Raw genomic sequence first — 15,139 nt, forward strand, 5'->3', positions numbered from 1 at the left:
TAAAAAAAACAGGAAAAATGCTTAACACAGAAACGAGGAAACTGTTGTTCGAGGGCACCGTAATTCCAGCCCACCCGCTGGCTTTACAACGGAATTTGCAACTGGACGAGCCCAGGCAGCGCGGATTGACGCAATATTACATGGCCAGTGGGGCAGGAGGCGTTGCCGTCGGCGTGCATACCACGCAATTCGAGATCCGTGATCCTGAGGTAAACCTTTATGAAACAGTCCTCAGGATTGCGGCAGAGGAGATTGCTAATGCAGATATGGACCGTCCTTTTATCAAGGTAGCCGGCATTGTCGGGCTTACAGATCAGGCTGTTAAGGAAGCAAACATCGCTTTGAAATACGGTTATGATCTTGGGCTGGTGAGTATGGCAGCATTCAAAAATCATTCGGAAGATGACATTATCGAACATATCAGAACCATTGCGAAGATCATCCCGGTTTTTGGATTTTACCTGCAATCGGCCATTGGCGGCAGGGTTTACTCGTATCAATTCTGGCAGCAGTTCGCCGAGATCCCGAATGTGCTGGCGATCAAGATTGCCGCATTTAACCGTTACCAGACGCTGGATGTTGTCCGCGCGGTTTGCAACAGTTCGAGGGTGAATGAAATAGCACTTTACACGGGTAACGACGATAACATTGTAGCCGACCTGATCACGCCCTACCGGTTTGAAGTCAATGGTGAAATGATTGAAAAGACCTTCGTGGGCGGCTTACTGGGACATTGGGCAGTGTGGACAGAAAAGGCAGTGAAGGTGCTCGCGGCGGCAAAGGAATTTGTAAAAAACAAACATACAAATGCAGCTGATGTTTTACGCTTGAATATTGAAGTGACCGACATGAACGCGGCCATTTTTGATCCGGCGCACAACTTTCACGGCTGCATCACAGGCGTGCATGAAGTGCTGAAAAGGCAGGGACTTATGGAAGGGATCTGGACATTAAACCCAAATGAAACGCTATCACCCGGCCAAGCTGAGGAGATCACGCGCGTCACGCAAGCATATGCGCATTTGATTGATGATGAGTTTATTACTGATTTTTTAAATCGCCACGTTAAAGTAGTTTAAGACAATTCTTCAAACCATTTTTTGAAAACGGGCACGCGCTCTTTGCTTATCAGGATCTGGTTGGACGAGGATGGCGTCGTGCGGACGAGCAGCCTTCCATTGAAATACAATTCGATCTCCGAAATGCATTCGCGCGATATGATAAATTGACGGTTGGCCCGGAAAAAATTCGTAGGGTCCAGTTGATTTTCAAGCTCTTCCAAAGATTTGTCGACAACAAAATTCCTGTCATCATGCAAAGTGGCCACCACGACTCCGTTTTTAATGGTTAACCACCCGAAATCAGAATCCTTTAACGGGATCAGCTTGTCACGATAAGGCACCAGGAAGCTCCTGCGGGGGCTTTTTCGGTTCAGGATCTGGTTATGCATCAGCTCTTCCAGATATTTTACCTTGCTAATGGCATTCTCCTCATTAAGCTGATAGTATTTTTCAAGACTGAATTTCAGGGATTCCTGGCGGATGGGTTTCAGCAGATAATCGATGCTGTTGAGCTTGAAGGCACGCATGGCATACTCGTCGTGCGCAGTGGTGAAAATCACCGGACAGCCGATGGAAATTTGTTCGAAAATCTGGAAGCAAGTGCCGTCTCCGAGCTGTACGTCAAGGAAAATCAGATCCGGGCAAGAATTATCGCTGAGCCAATCAACGGCGGTTTCTACGCTGTCGAGCACATTCAGGATCTCAGTTTTAGGATCAATTTTTTGTATTAATTGCGTCAGATACTCGCCCGCTGGCTGTTCGTCTTCAATGATAAGGATCTTGGTCATGGAGCTTCAATCAATGGAACTTTAACTGTAAAATGCTGCTCATCTTGCAGCAACAATGGTTTTTGGCCCGTCTGGATCTTGTAACGTTTATCCAGGTTTTGCAGGCCGATCCCGGTTCCGGGTGAATTTTTTTTGTTGACGGAATTGGAAACCGTAATGTGCTTCTCTTGCTCGCTCAGCCTGAGCTCGATCATCAGTATCTGACTGGAAGTGATCACATTATGCTTGATTGCGTTCTCGATCAGGATTTGAAGGGAAAGTGGAATGATGTACCAACTCCTGGCCGTTTCCACTTCATGAAAGCAGTAAGCCAGTTTCTCACCAAATCTCGCCTTATATAGGTCAAGATATGCACGCGCAGCGTCCAGCTCGTCTTTAAGCAGGATGAGACTCTGGTTTTGAACTTTAAGATTGTATCTCAGAATGTCCGACAGATCCAGCACAATGCGCTGAGCCTGGTCCGGATTGGTAGCGATCGAAATGTTCAGGATGTTTAGTGCATTGAACAAAAAATGAGGGTTCAGCTGATTCTGCAATGCTTCGAGCTGCGCTTTCAGCTGCTCGCGTTTAAGCTGCTCATTTTCAAGTCCGATCTGGTGGTTTTCCTGCGTCGTCAGTAGAAAATTCCGGAAGCCGAGAATGGCCAGCAGCAGCAGAATGTGATACAGGTAATACACCACCCGGAAGATCAGCATATCCGAATTATCTGCGTCCAGGGCCAGTTTAAGCTGAAAAAGGATCTCATTGATCCCCATAAAAAGGACAAACAACAGGACGATCTGCACCCAGGTTTTCTGGCTGTTGAACCAGCTGGGCATATTGTAAGTATTTTGAAGGCAGATATAGACGAATATCCACGAAAATTCGAAGCTTATTATAAACTGAATGCAAATATCCAGCAACCCAGAACCGATCGTGTCGGGGTCAAATAATGATGTCCAGACGAAGATCAGGCGCGGAATTGTGGCAAATAAGCTTAGGATGAAACAGAGACGCCAACCTAATGACATCCCATTCCGATAGTTTAAGTCGGGGTTCATGCCAGGCTTGTCAGAAGCTTGCTATTCCTTGAAGTTTTTGCAGAAGTAGTATTCTTTTTTTGGATGAGCGACGCCACAGATTCGATCAGGCCAATTTCTGCCTGCGTCCATTCCCGGCTGTTCAGGGTGTCTTCCAGCCCTATGAAACCCAGCCAGCCTACATTTCCCTGAATCGGAACGGCCAGCAACGACAGGGCATCCTGCTGACTAAGCCATTGAATTTCAGCGCCGGTCATATTTGCAGACGGTTCTAAAACTGGTTTTTTGGCATCAAATAATGCATTCCAGCGATTGAAACCCGGAATCTTGATAGTCTTTCCTGAATGCTTAGCGGGCACGCCGGGTGCAGTAACCTCTATCTTTAATGTCAGGTCCTGCGCATCACCGGATGCAGGCTGATTTTTGATATATAAATAAATCCTGCTCAGGTCCATCACTTCCAATAACAATGAGAATGCATTGGAAAGCGAATCAGAAGCAAGCTCATCTTCGCAACGCGCAAGCACTTTCTTATAGAGCGATTCGTGGTTTTGGTTATGCTGGTCGATCTTTTTGCGGGCGTTGTTTTTCCATTTGGCCAGCGTGTTTTCCAGTGCAGGGATCCAGCCCAGTTTGTTAGAGCAATTGATATAATAGCTTGTTTCTGTCACTGCCAGCACTCTTTCTGCCGTAACCGGGCAATGTCCTTCTGTCATAACCAAGCAGGGAAGCTGGCTGCCGAGCACATTGGCAAGGTCGGTAATCTTACCGTCCGGAAGGAGGCAATTGGAAATCAGCAGATCGTATTTGGACTCGTAAAAGGCTTCAATAGCCAGTTGTTTGGAAGCAACTTGCCGGATACTGAATTTGTAACCAGCGTAGCCAAGAGAATCTTCAAGCAGAGCGAGATATTCCTTTTGGATGGCAACGATGAGGAGGTTTAAGGGTTTCATGAGATAAACGTTTTTAGTATTGCAATTATACAAACTAAAGTAGAAACAATACTACCATTCCGAACTTAAAGGTCAGAAAAAATAGTACCCCAAAAATCCAGGTTTAACGTCGTCGGTTTGAGGTCGGGAAACAACAGGTTCACCTTTACATTTTTCAGTTTCAGTTAAAATTCGAAATGCTTCGCGAGTGTTATTGGGATATTTATGAAAGAAAAGGGACACAGACGCGAAATTTTGTTTTGTTACCCTGCTCACATGGATTTAAGAAAAGTCGAACCCTTCAAACAGAACATTTAAAAAGATGAATGCTAATAAGTTACTCTCTCGACGCTATTTTTATCAAATCATGAATGGCAAGAATGAGCAGGTCGCTCATGAGATCTTATCCGAAGATTTCGTATTCACATTGCCCACACATCCCGAGCCATTTCACGGCCCGGACGGATTTTTCGGACTGGTCCAGATGCTGCACGGTTCGTTTCCTGATTTTTACATTAACCCACAAGAAATGGTGGCTGGCGGCGACTGGGTTGTAACGCGCTGGAGAGGCGGCGGCACGCACACAGGCGGACCACTGCTTACCGTGAAAGGAAATGTGGAAGCAACCGGAAAATTCTTCGAAATCGATGGCATGACCTGGCACACCATTAAGGACGGCAAGATCACCGAATCCATCGGTCACGAAGATACACTGGGACTAATGCTGCAACTGGGCGTCCTGCCTTCCGAAAACGAGCCTGTACCCGCAGACCTGGAACACAACCAAACATTAGCGACCAGATATTTCGACGAGATCATGAGCCAGGGCAAACTGGAAGTGATCGAAGAGATCCTGGATCCTGAATTTGCGTTCATCATCCCAACCCAGCCCGAGCCGATCGCCGGATATCCCGCATTCAAAAATTTCGTAGGCTATCTGCGCAATGCATTTCCGGACATCAAATTCACGGTAATGCGCCAGACCGCAGAAGGCAATAAAGTCGCCACACGCTGGAACATTGAGGGCACACACCAGGGAGAATTCCTGGGCGCCGCGCCAACGGGTAACCACGTGAAGGATTACGGGATCGACATTTTCACAATCAAAAACGGCAAAATCCTTTCGGTTCATGTAAATGAAAATGACTTCGGATTAATGCAGCAACTTGGAGCAATCCCATCATGACATTGGAAGAAAATAAAGCAATAGTACGCAGATACTGGTTCGATTTCTGGAACGAAAAGAATGTAGCAGTCCTGGACGAAATCGCAGTGGAAGATGTGGTTTTTCACTTTCCTCCCGGCCAGGCACATCAGCCACCTACATTAAGAAAGTGGTTCGAAACTGCCCTGATAGCATTCCCCGACGTGTTTTTTACCTTGCACGACGAACTGGCAGAAGGCGATAAAGTGGTAAGCCGCTGGTCATACGAAGCCACCAATACCGGAAATTTCCTGGGACGCGAAACGACCAGCATCCGGGTCCAGGACCAGGGAATTGACATATTCCGCATTGAGAACGGCAAGATCGTTGAAATGTGGGTTGCCCAGGATAGTCTGGGTTTGTTGCAACAATTGAAAGTGATTCAATAAAATGGAAAAAGCAGTTGTCCGTCATTATGTTAACAGAGGCGGGCAGCTTCCGGTGAAGCCTACAATTATTTCAGGCTTCGATGCGGATACGGACGTGCTGATCATTGATGAGCCCGAGCTTTCCAGAAAAGACCTGGTTTTTGAGCAGGACGGCGACAATACATTGGTCAGACTGGCAGATTCATTTATGATCCTCGCCTCGCTGGAAAATGTGGATGCGATTGATCTGGACCCGCTCCCGTTTTTAAAAGAGTTCTATAAGGCGTTGCAGGAGAATGATATAGAGGAAATTTTATCGTTTCTGGCTGAGGATGTCTTATGGGAAATGGGCGGCCCGCAGGATTTGATTCCCTGGGCAGGTGCCTGGGACGGAAAAGCAGGAGTAAGGCAATTTTTCCAATTACAAAAAGAAGGATTGGCTTTTGAAAAACTGAATCCGACCCGGTTTGTAGCCCAGGGAAATACAGTGGCCGTCGTGCTCGAAGGAAGCGGTGAAGCCAGAACCGGGAAAGCTTTTTCAGGCAGCGTGGTGCATTGGATTATTGTAAAAAATGGCAGGATCAGCCAGCTGCAATGTTACCGCGATACATTTCCGATCATCGAGGCCATGCAGGGTGGGAGGCCGTTCACGATAGCAGCAAATGGTTTTGGATCAGCACATTATACCAATAAATCGGTCACATCGCTGCGCACAACGGACAGCATTGTATTCGACGAAGCTATTTTTGACAATGCACCGGCAACGGTAAAATCGGCCAGGGCCATGTATGGCGCACTACAAGGATTCAAACCCGAAGACATCCGTAAAGCATTTGCGCCCAATGTAGTGTGGCATATGTTTGGGCCGAGGGACATCATTGCATGGTCGGGGGAGCGCATCGGACCGATTGCGGCCGTGGAATCGGCAAAGCAGATCATTGAAACCATGCGTTTTGACCGTTTCAAGGCAGTCAGGATGCTTTACCAGGACAATGTTGCAGCTGTTTTGATCGATGAGCCGGGCGTTTCCAAAGCAAGCGGATTGCCTTTTCATACGAGCGTTGTGCACATTGTAGTCGTGAATGAAGACGGGAAAGTAGCGTCGATCCATAACCACGTTAATACAGCAGAAATAGTAGAAGCCTTTTTGGGCGGAAGACCTTATACAGTGAATTGAACAGCATTTTAACCCTTAAAAGAAGAAAGCATGTCACTTACAGCAGAACAAAACAATGCGATTTGTGTTGAATTTTTCGAAACAGCCTGGAACACAGGTGTTGTACGCGAAGACTTACTGGCATCCGACGCGATAGACCATTCACAAGTGGGCGGTAAAACGGTTTCTGAGCCTGGTTCGGCCAGTTTTAAAGGCATCGTGGGCATGTTCCGCGGCGCTATGCCGGATGCAAAGCTTAGCATTGAAGATCAGATATATGTAGCCGATAAAGTAGTGCACAGATGGAGACTCAACGGCACCGACACAGGCGGCGTTATGGGCATGCCGCCATCCGGAAAATCCATCACATTAACAGGCACAACCACAGCCCGCATGAAAGATGGCAAAATCGCTGAGCGCTGGGCCAATGTGGATGAACTGGGCCTTTTGCAACAGCTAGGCGTAGTTCCTCCTCCTCCTTCCGGAGCGGCACCAGGAGCACACTGATAAAGCATTTGTAAATCCTCCTCGACATTGTTTTTAAAATTATTCAAACCCGAATTTTATGTCTAAAAAAGTACTCGCCATTTTATCGGAATACGGATATTGGGGCATTGAGCTGGTAGGCCCGCTCGAAAAACTGGAAGCAGCCGGTTACACCGTAGATTTTATTACGCCAAACGGCAAAAAAGCAGAAGCGCTGCCGCCAAGTTATGATACCACTTACGTAGATCCTCCTCTGGGCGTGTGTGTTACCACGCAGCTCGCAGCTGATAAAGTAAATGCATTTGAAGCGACAAACCGTTTGGCAAACACGATGAACCTGTCGGAAGTGATCCCGCAGCGTCCATACTTCTCAACACCGGATTTCCTTCGCGCATTTGAAAAATATTATAGCGACCTCAAAATCGCACAGGACAAATTGACCGAAGAATACGACGCGGTTTTCCTGGTAGGCGGCAGCGGCCCGATCATCGACATGGTGAACAACCAGCGTGTGCATGATGTAATCCTTGCTTTTTACAAAAAACAAATGCCTGTTGCCGGAATCTGCTATGGCGTTGCGCCACTGGTTTTTGCAAGAGATTTCAACGAACGCAATTCCATCATCAAAGGAAAACACGTGACGGGTCACTGCATTGAATACGATTACCACGACGGAACCGGCTTCCTGCACACCGATCTGAACATGGGGCCCCCACCATATGTGCTGGAATACATTCTTTCCGACGCCGTAGGACCGGAAGGACAATATCATGGAAATTTTGGTAAAGAAACTTCCGTTATCGTTGACTATCCATTTATCACAGGCCGTTCATTGCAATGTTCATTCGAATTCGGAGAGCAGTTTGTGAACGTTTTGGACAACGGCCTCACACGTTATGGCTGGTAAAACCGGGAATCAGAAGATCATTGAGCAATTCCTTGCGGATGGCATGGATTATATGTTCGGCAATCCCGGCACGGTGGAACAAGGTTTCCTTGACGCCCTGGCCGAGTATCCCGACATGAAATACATCCTCACCTTGCAGGAAACCATTGCGGTGATGATGGGAGACGGTTATGCCCGCGCCACACAAAAGCCGACATTGGTTCAGCTGCATAGCTCGCCGGGCATTGGCAATGCGGTAGGCGCTGTGTATCAGGCTAAAAGAGGTCATGCGCCCTTAGTGGTAATTGGCTCGGATGCCGGTGTGCAATACATGAATATGGATGCGCAAATGGCCAATGACCTTGTAGCCATGATGGCGCCGGTGACCAAATATTCGACTATGGCCACCTCTTCGAAATCGCTGCTTCGCACTTTGCGCCGCGCTGTAAAAATAGCGTCGACGCCGCCTATGGGACCGGTTTACGTTTGCCTGCCCATGGATGTCCTCGACGAGATCAACGATGAGCCCGTATTTCCAAGCTGCATTCCTTCCACGCGGGTTTCGCCTGCGCCGGAACTGATCAGGCAGTCAGCGGAAATGTTGCTGGCAGCCGAAAAGCCGATAATTTTCGTCGGTGACGGCATTGCCTATTCAGATGCAATCCCTGAGCTTACACATGTTGCCGAGCTTTTGGGCGCGGAAGTCTACGGTGTCGAATTCGGGGATCTCGTCATGGACAATACGCATCCATTGTATCAGGGCACCACGGGCCACATGTTCGGTTCGTTCAGCCATCCGATAACAACCAAAGGAGATGCAAACCTCATTGTAGGCACTTATATGATGCCTGAAGTTTTTCCTGAATTGGGAGAAATTTATGCGCCGGAAGCGAAAGTGATCCATTTCGATCTCAATGCTTATGAGATTGCCAAAAATCACCGCGTCGATCTGGGTGTGGTAAGCGATCCGAAGCTTTCGCTTGCCGCATTGGCGCAAGAAATTGAGGCTGCAATGTCAGCTGAGCAAAAGGCGAAGGCTCAGCAACGTATAGAGCAGATCGGTAATGCTAAAAATGCAAGGATCACAGCCGAAAAAGACGCAGACGATCAGCAGCAAGGCAAGTCGCCGCTGCATATGTCGCAGTTCACCAAAGTGCTGGCTGAGAAGCTGAACCAGGATGAAACGATCATTTTCGATGAAGCATTAACCAGCTCAGCAGCCGTAAGTCGTTACCTGCCACCGAAGCTTGCCAAGCAGTACTTTTTCACAAGAGGCGGTTCCTTAGGCGTTGGTTTTCCGGGTGCGATCGGTGCAAAAATCGCTAATCCTGAAAAGACCGTGATCGGCTTTTCCGGTGACGGCGGCAGCATGTACACCATCCAGACATTATGGTCTGCGGTGCGGCATAATACGGGAGCCAAGTTTGTGGTTTGCAACAATGGTTCTTACAAACTGCTGCAACTCAACATTGACCAATACTGGCAGGAACGCGAAATTCCAAAACACGATCATCCGCTGCCATTTGACCTTTCCTATCCTGCCATCCGGTTTGACATCCTGGCGCAATCCATGGGCGTAGAGGCGGTAAGAGTGGAAAAAGAAGAGGAAATTTTGCCTGCTATCGAAAGAATGCTGGCCGACGATAAGCCCTTTTTGATCGACCTGGTGCTGGAAGGCAGCCACAAGTCGGACTGGGTAAAGACAAACTGTTCACAGTAATACATAAACTCTCCACCATTTCTGAAATGGAACAACCTGGTTTTGACTACATTATAGTGGGTGCCGGAGCCGCAGGCAGCGTTTTAGCCAACCGGCTAAGCGCTGACCCGCAGATTCAGGTGCTGCTTATTGAGGCAGGAAGCAAGGATACGGAGCCTGCGATCCACGACCCGGGCGGCTTTGTAAGTCTATGGGGATCAGATCTCGACTGGAACTTGTCTACCACGGATCAGCCCGGGTTGGGCGGCCGGGCTATTACCATCAACCAGGGCAAAGTGCTGGGTGGCGGAACGGCGATCAATGCCATGATGTATGTTCGCGGCAACCCCGCCAATTTCAATGAATGGGAAGCCATGGGTGCAACAGGATGGGGTTACCAATCTGTTTTGCCTTATTTCAAAAAATCAGAAAATTTTGAAAACGGTGCTTCGGAGTTTCACGCAACAGGCGGTGAACTGAGCATTCGCGAGTGTCCGGACGATGTGATGCGTTCCGATCATTTCCTGATCGGTGCTACACAGCTGGGTTATGATGGCCCAAACTGGGATTACAATGGTGCACGCCAGGAAAATGGCGCCGGATTGTTGCAGTTTCACATTGATAAGAACAACCATCGTGACAGCAGCGCGTCTGCATTTCTGCATAATATTTCAGCAAGAAAGAACCTGACGATCTACACTAATGTGCTCGTTTCCAATGTGCTGATCGATGATAGAAAAGCAATCGGTGTTGAGTTTCTTGCCAGCGCGGGGAATACAGAGCAGGTTTTTTGCAGTAAAGAAGTAATCCTTTCTGCGGGCGCATTGCATACGCCGAAAATATTGCTTTTGTCGGGTATAGGACCAGCAAATGAATTGGAACAAAACGGCATTCCATTGGTTGCTGACCTTCCTGGTGTTGGGAAAAACTTACAAGATCATTTGCAGCTTCCCATGATTTACCGTTCCAAAATCGCGATGCCCAACACGACGCTTTTGACAGGTAATGCATTGTTCGTTAAAGTAAGAGAAGAAAGCAGCGTCGTAGATCTGCAAATCAATTTTACACCAAGCTTACCCGGACCACTGGCGCCTGTGCTTCCCGACCTGGGCGGACCGGTCTGTATTTTCCTTCCCATCCTGGTGCAGCCTAAAAGTCGCGGAGAGGTGACATTGCGCTCCGCTAATCCGGCAGACAAGCCTGTAATTAATCCGAATTACCTGGATCAGGAAGCGGATGTGGAAGTGCTTTCCAAGGCCGTTAAATTGGTCAGAAAGCTTGCTAATACTCCTAAATTTCTCGAACTGAACGGCGGGGAGATGGTGCCTGGTGCGGATGCGGACATTGAAGCATTTGTGAGAAGCCAAAGCACCACGATCTGGCATCCGGCCGGAACTTGTAAAATGGGCACCGACGCAATGTCCGTTGTGGACGCAGAATTAAGGGTTCACGGCATTCAAAATCTGCGCGTAGCCGATGCGTCTGTTATGCCTACGGTTACGAGCGGGAATACTGTGGCGGCCTGTTTCATGATTGGTGAAAAGGCAGCCGATATGATCCTGGCAGCACATCCTGTTGCCGATCTCAAAAAGAGTCTAATCGATTGAGTGAATTATAATTAACCTAAAAATACAACATAATGCTAACGCAGGAAGCAATACAAGCACTGGCTCTTGACTGGTATAAGAAGCTGGATGTCCATGTCCCGATGGTTGAAGTTTTGCCGCTGCTTGCGGATGCCGAACTCGAAATGGTTTTCCCGGAAGCAACCGTTTATGGTTATGCAGGATTTGAAGGCTGGTTTCAGCGCGTAATCCGCATTTTTTTCGACGAAGTGCACACCGTGAAAGTGGTGGAGCCGGTCATTACAGGCAACACGGCTGTGGTGAAGGTGGTGGTGCAATGGGAAGCCAGCGTCTGGAATGCCCCTGAGCCATTCAGCAAGCGCATCAAATGCGATGCTTTCCAAACATGGGAAGTGAAATTGAATGATGCCGGAAATGTGATCATTACCAAATACATCGTCGACGGCCTTGAATATCATGAAGGCTCTGCAACGCTATAAATCAGGTTATTAACCCTTCTCTATTTTTTACAATCATGAAAAACGTTCCGGATACCAAGCTGGGAAGGATGTACAGAGAACACATCCAGCACATCCTAGATAAGAACATTGACGCGCTTTTGGACCAATACACAGAGGACGCAACATTGATCAGCAGCTTCTCCAAATCGCCGGTTATCTACAAAGGCCGCGATCAGGTGAACGAGCATATGCAAGGCATTTTGGGAATCGACGGATTGGAAACAGACATTGTTTTCTGGGCCGAAACAGAAAATCCGGAAACATTGATGATCACCGAACAGATCACGATGACAGTAGGAGGCCAGAAAAGCGAAATGCGCTTCGCCGACAGCTGGGTGCTGCAGGACGGAAAAATCGCCATCCATTTTGCCGGAATGGTGCAGCATCCGGACGGAACATTAGCCTAATTAAAACATAACCCATAACACTTTCCTCATGAAACTGGCAGGAAAAAAGATCGGCGTGCTCTTGGAGGCCGATTATTTTGAAAATGAAATATTCTATTACAAATTCCGCTTTCCCGAGGAAGGCGCTGACCTGCATTTTCTGACAAGGTTATGGGGACAGGATAAACTAACATTCCTTGGCCACGAATATCGTGCGCCGATGGACTGCTGGGAATCGTTCGAAAACATGAGCGACGAAGAACTGCGCACTTACGATGCCATTATCGTTCCTTCCGGCATGGTTTCTGACCGGCTGCGTTACACCGAAGACGTAGAAAAAATCCCGCCCGCAACCGAATTCCTGAAACGCGTTTTTGCAGAACCAGGCATTTTGAAAGGCATCATCTGCCACGGATTATGGCTTACTGCACCCGCAACTGAGCTCGTTCGCGGCCGCAGGCTGGTGTGCCACAATAACCTCATCGGTGATGCCAAAGCTTACGGAGCCATTTATACCAATGAAGATGTGGTTGTGGACGGCGACCTGATCACCGGACGCTCGGGCGGACACGCGCATTTGTTTGCCAAAAAGATCATCGAAACATTGTCAGCAGCTAACCAGAATTAACATGAGCGCGACATTTTTTCACCTGGCACTAACCGTTCGGAACCTCGCCAAGTTCGAGGAGTTTTATTCCAAATATTTTGGCTTTCGACGAGCAAGGGTCATCAGTCTGGGCGACGACGCCGAGCTGGTTTTCCTCAAAAACGACGACAACATTTATTTCGAAATCTTCCCGCCCGAAGAAGACCGCCCTTACCCGATGTCCGAAGCCGACGGCCCGCACTATCCGGGATTAAGGCACATTGCATTCTCCGTGGACGACATTGATGCCAAAGTAGAAAGCATGGGAGAAGACGCCGTAATCACCCTAGGCCCGCTCCATTTCGACGACGTAATTGAAGGCTGGAAAACCGTCTGGCTCAAAGACCCGGAAGGGAACATCATAGAAATCACCCAAGGCTATAAGGATCAGGAGGATCTTGTGGCATAGCTGTCGGCCCAAGCCGCCCTCCGCGCGATCGCCACAGGGTGCAATACGCCTTCGTAAGTGGCGGCCTTCGGCCGCCCGGCGGCCCGGTCCGCTCAGGCTGACAGTGGCCCTGTCCTGTCACCCTGAGCGGAGTCGAAGGGAAGGAGCAAAAACGTAAACCATTCAGTAAACACCTTTACCAACTAACGCATGAATATAAATTTCACTTTTTCAGATACCATTGCAGGGTATATCACGGGATATAATGCAGAGGAACGCTGGTTTACCGTGGAGACGTCGGACAAGCGTCCTTTTAAGATCAACCTGATCGCTTCCACCTATGCACGCGGTGTGCAGAACCTGACAGAAGGCTGGCAGGATCCGGGCGATATCGCTCCGTTTTTGTCTACGAACGGCCAGTACGTTTTCGCTTACGGAACATTTTATCCCAATGCTGGCGCAGATGAAAGCACGTTTGAAGCGCAGCAGCTGATTTTCCCGGGCAAGGAGCCGAAAGCCTATCGCCACGAGGAGCAGAATTACTGGATCACGCAGATCAGCTCGATCGCTTCCAGCTATCTGAAATGGCAATTTGATTATCCAAAGGAGGAGATCAATTACAAAAATTACCGCACAATGCTCCATTTGGGAGGTTCCAAAAAAGGAGATTACTTGCAGGAAACGGACACGATTTCAAGAATGGTTTACGGATTTGCGTCAGCTTATCTGTTAACTGGAAAAGACGAATTCCTGGAAGGTGCGGAACTTGGAACAGAATATCTGCGCGACCACATGCGATTTTTTGACCAGGACGATGACCTCGTTTACTGGTATCACGGCTTGAAAGTGGAAGGCCAGAAAGAAACCAAATTGCTGACTTCGGAATTTGGCGATGACCTGGATTCGCTTCCTATGTACGAGCAGATCTACGCATTGGCAGGCCCGACGCAAACTTACCGGATCACCGGCGATCAACGCATCCGCGACGACATTGACAAGACCATTGATCTTTTTGAAAAATATTTCAAAGACCACGATGGCGAAGGTTATTTCTCACATTTGCACCCGATCACACTGGATGCGCACGAGGAATCTTTGGCACATAATAAAGCCCGCAAAAACTGGAACTCGGTAGGGGACCACGCACCGGCTTACCTGATCAACCTCTGGCTGGCCAGCGGCGAGCAGAAGCATGCAGACTTTTTGGAATATACATTTGACACCATTACCAGGCATTTCCCGGACTACGAAAACAGCCCGTTTGTTCAGGAGAAATTCTTTGAGGATTGGAGCAAAGATCAAACCTGGGGATGGCAGCAGAACCGTGCAGTAGTAGGCCATAACCTGAAAATTGCGTGGAACTTGATCCGTCAGCAGTCGTTGACACCAAAAGAAGAATATCTGGCATTTGCCAAAAAAATCGCAGAATTGATGCCAGCGGCTGGCTCCGATCAGCAGCGCGGCGGCTGGTATGACGTGGTTGAACGCGTGCAGAAAACCGGCGACAAGCACCAGTTTGTATGGCACGACCGGAAAGCATGGTGGCAGCAGGAGCAGGCTATCCTCGCTTACCTGATCATGTACGGGGTTTTGGGTGATGAAGAATACGAAAAACAAGCGCGTGAGGCAGCAGCATTTTACAATGCTTTCTTCCTGGATAATGATGATGGTGGGGTGTATTTCAATGTGTTGGGCAATGGTATGCCGTATCTTTTGGGAACAGAGCGTTTCAAAGGAAGCCACTCGATGAGTGCGTATCACAGCACAGAACTATGCTATCTGTCAGCTGTTTATATCAATTTGCTGATCACCAAGCAGCCAACTTATTTCTACTTCAAGCCTTATCCAAACGGCTGGAAAGACAACATTCTGCGCGTTTCGCCAGACATTTTGCCTCCGGGAAGCGTGTACATCAGCGAGGTTTTCATTGACGATCAGCCTTACACAGATTTCGATGCCTATGCACTTACCGTGAAGCTCCCTGAAACAGAGGAACGCATCCGCGTGAAAGTCCAGATCAGTTCGGCCAAGTAA

Annotated in this window: 16 protein-coding genes; 13 read left to right on the forward strand and 3 right to left on the reverse strand. The window is 48.4% G+C overall.

What is annotated here, in order from left to right:
- The first annotated feature begins 17 nt into the window (after positions 1–17).
- Entirely contained in the window at positions 18–1,079 is a 1,062-nt protein-coding gene (locus LZG74_RS18405; protein WP_233797994.1) for a dihydrodipicolinate synthase family protein, read from the forward strand.
- On the opposite strand, the gene LZG74_RS18410 is transcribed toward LZG74_RS18405, so the two are convergent.
- From LZG74_RS18410 to LZG74_RS18420, 3 genes are read right to left on the reverse strand one after another with little or no spacing between them, the layout of a single operon-like run.
- Positions 1,076–1,849, reverse strand: a complete 774-nt coding sequence (locus LZG74_RS18410) for a LytTR family DNA-binding domain-containing protein (RefSeq protein ID WP_233797995.1) — start codon at positions 1,847–1,849, stop codon at positions 1,076–1,078. The genes LZG74_RS18405 and LZG74_RS18410 overlap by 4 nt on opposite strands.
- Entirely contained in the window at positions 1,846–2,859 is a 1,014-nt protein-coding gene (locus LZG74_RS18415; protein ID WP_233797996.1) for a sensor histidine kinase, read from the reverse strand. The genes LZG74_RS18410 and LZG74_RS18415 overlap by 4 nt, the downstream gene beginning before the upstream one ends.
- A gap of 26 nt (positions 2,860–2,885) precedes the next feature.
- On the reverse strand, positions 2,886–3,821 hold the full coding sequence (locus LZG74_RS18420; protein WP_233797997.1) for a GAF domain-containing protein: 936 nt from the start codon (positions 3,819–3,821) through the stop codon (positions 2,886–2,888).
- 301 nt (positions 3,822–4,122) lie between these two features.
- Here LZG74_RS18420 and LZG74_RS18425 point away from each other — a divergent pair, with 301 nt between their 5' ends.
- The 12 genes from LZG74_RS18425 (at position 4,123) to LZG74_RS18480 (ending at position 15,139) form a co-directional block, all read left to right on the forward strand.
- Positions 4,123–4,986: an ester cyclase gene (locus LZG74_RS18425; RefSeq protein ID WP_235160670.1), complete on the forward strand. Its 864-nt coding sequence runs from the start codon at positions 4,123–4,125 to the stop codon at positions 4,984–4,986.
- Positions 4,983–5,393, forward strand: coding sequence for an ester cyclase (locus LZG74_RS18430; protein WP_233797999.1), 411 nt, complete (start codon positions 4,983–4,985; stop codon positions 5,391–5,393). The genes LZG74_RS18425 and LZG74_RS18430 overlap by 4 nt, the downstream gene beginning before the upstream one ends.
- 1 nt (position 5,394) lies before the next feature.
- A complete protein-coding gene (locus LZG74_RS18435) occupies positions 5,395–6,549 on the forward strand; it encodes a nuclear transport factor 2 family protein (RefSeq protein WP_233798000.1) in 1,155 nt (384 codons plus the stop codon).
- A 30-nt stretch (positions 6,550–6,579) separates the two neighbouring features.
- A complete protein-coding gene (locus tag LZG74_RS18440) occupies positions 6,580–7,035 on the forward strand; it encodes an ester cyclase (RefSeq protein WP_233798001.1) in 456 nt (151 codons plus the stop codon).
- 58 nt (positions 7,036–7,093) lie between these two features.
- Positions 7,094–7,921 carry a type 1 glutamine amidotransferase domain-containing protein gene (locus LZG74_RS18445; RefSeq protein ID WP_233798002.1) on the forward strand — a complete coding sequence of 276 codons (828 nt, stop codon included), beginning with the start codon at positions 7,094–7,096 and terminating at the stop codon, positions 7,919–7,921.
- The gene (locus LZG74_RS18450) at positions 7,911–9,620 is read left to right on the forward strand and encodes a thiamine pyrophosphate-binding protein (protein ID WP_233798003.1); all 1,710 of its coding nucleotides are present in this window, start codon (positions 7,911–7,913) and stop codon (positions 9,618–9,620) included. The genes LZG74_RS18445 and LZG74_RS18450 overlap by 11 nt, the downstream gene beginning before the upstream one ends.
- A gap of 26 nt (positions 9,621–9,646) precedes the next feature.
- The gene (locus LZG74_RS18455) at positions 9,647–11,206 is read left to right on the forward strand and encodes a GMC family oxidoreductase (RefSeq protein ID WP_233798004.1); all 1,560 of its coding nucleotides are present in this window, start codon (positions 9,647–9,649) and stop codon (positions 11,204–11,206) included.
- Between the two features lie 32 nt (positions 11,207–11,238).
- Positions 11,239–11,664 (forward strand): hypothetical protein, encoded by a 426-nt coding sequence (locus LZG74_RS18460; RefSeq protein ID WP_233798005.1) that lies wholly within the window; start codon positions 11,239–11,241, stop codon positions 11,662–11,664.
- Between the two features lie 35 nt (positions 11,665–11,699).
- Positions 11,700–12,092: a nuclear transport factor 2 family protein gene (locus LZG74_RS18465; protein ID WP_233798006.1), complete on the forward strand. Its 393-nt coding sequence runs from the start codon at positions 11,700–11,702 to the stop codon at positions 12,090–12,092.
- A gap of 28 nt (positions 12,093–12,120) precedes the next feature.
- Positions 12,121–12,699 (forward strand): DJ-1/PfpI family protein, encoded by a 579-nt coding sequence (locus LZG74_RS18470; RefSeq protein WP_233798007.1) that lies wholly within the window; start codon positions 12,121–12,123, stop codon positions 12,697–12,699.
- Position 12,700: 1 nt separating this feature from the next.
- Entirely contained in the window at positions 12,701–13,126 is a 426-nt protein-coding gene (locus LZG74_RS18475) for a VOC family protein (RefSeq protein WP_233798008.1), read from the forward strand.
- Between the two features lie 189 nt (positions 13,127–13,315).
- Positions 13,316–15,139, forward strand: a complete 1,824-nt coding sequence (locus LZG74_RS18480; RefSeq protein WP_233798009.1) for an AGE family epimerase/isomerase — start codon at positions 13,316–13,318, stop codon at positions 15,137–15,139.

Origin of the sequence: Dyadobacter sp. CY327 (assembly GCF_021390415.1) — a bacterium.
Classification (GTDB): Bacteria; Bacteroidota; Bacteroidia; order Cytophagales; family Spirosomataceae; genus Dyadobacter; species Dyadobacter chenhuakuii.

Coding starts and splice junctions, on each gene's coding strand:
- LZG74_RS18455 (WP_233798004.1), top strand. CDS start 9,647: ATGGAACAACCTGGTTTTGACTACATTATAGTGGGTGCCGGAGCCGCA.
- LZG74_RS18460 (WP_233798005.1), top strand. CDS start 11,239: ATGCTAACGCAGGAAGCAATACAAGCACTGGCTCTTGACTGGTATAAG.
- LZG74_RS18415 (WP_233797996.1), bottom strand. CDS start 2,859: ATGTCATTAGGTTGGCGTCTCTGTTTCATCCTAAGCTTATTTGCCACA.
- LZG74_RS18475 (WP_233798008.1), top strand. CDS start 12,701: ATGAGCGCGACATTTTTTCACCTGGCACTAACCGTTCGGAACCTCGCC.
- LZG74_RS18430 (WP_233797999.1), top strand. CDS start 4,983: ATGACATTGGAAGAAAATAAAGCAATAGTACGCAGATACTGGTTCGAT.
- LZG74_RS18470 (WP_233798007.1), top strand. CDS start 12,121: ATGAAACTGGCAGGAAAAAAGATCGGCGTGCTCTTGGAGGCCGATTAT.
- LZG74_RS18445 (WP_233798002.1), top strand. CDS start 7,094: ATGTCTAAAAAAGTACTCGCCATTTTATCGGAATACGGATATTGGGGC.
- LZG74_RS18405 (WP_233797994.1), top strand. CDS start 18: ATGCTTAACACAGAAACGAGGAAACTGTTGTTCGAGGGCACCGTAATT.
- LZG74_RS18435 (WP_233798000.1), top strand. CDS start 5,395: ATGGAAAAAGCAGTTGTCCGTCATTATGTTAACAGAGGCGGGCAGCTT.
- LZG74_RS18420 (WP_233797997.1), bottom strand. CDS start 3,821: ATGAAACCCTTAAACCTCCTCATCGTTGCCATCCAAAAGGAATATCTC.
- LZG74_RS18480 (WP_233798009.1), top strand. CDS start 13,316: ATGAATATAAATTTCACTTTTTCAGATACCATTGCAGGGTATATCACG.
- LZG74_RS18450 (WP_233798003.1), top strand. CDS start 7,911: ATGGCTGGTAAAACCGGGAATCAGAAGATCATTGAGCAATTCCTTGCG.
- LZG74_RS18410 (WP_233797995.1), bottom strand. CDS start 1,849: ATGACCAAGATCCTTATCATTGAAGACGAACAGCCAGCGGGCGAGTAT.
- LZG74_RS18425 (WP_235160670.1), top strand. CDS start 4,123: ATGAATGCTAATAAGTTACTCTCTCGACGCTATTTTTATCAAATCATG.
- LZG74_RS18440 (WP_233798001.1), top strand. CDS start 6,580: ATGTCACTTACAGCAGAACAAAACAATGCGATTTGTGTTGAATTTTTC.
- LZG74_RS18465 (WP_233798006.1), top strand. CDS start 11,700: ATGAAAAACGTTCCGGATACCAAGCTGGGAAGGATGTACAGAGAACAC.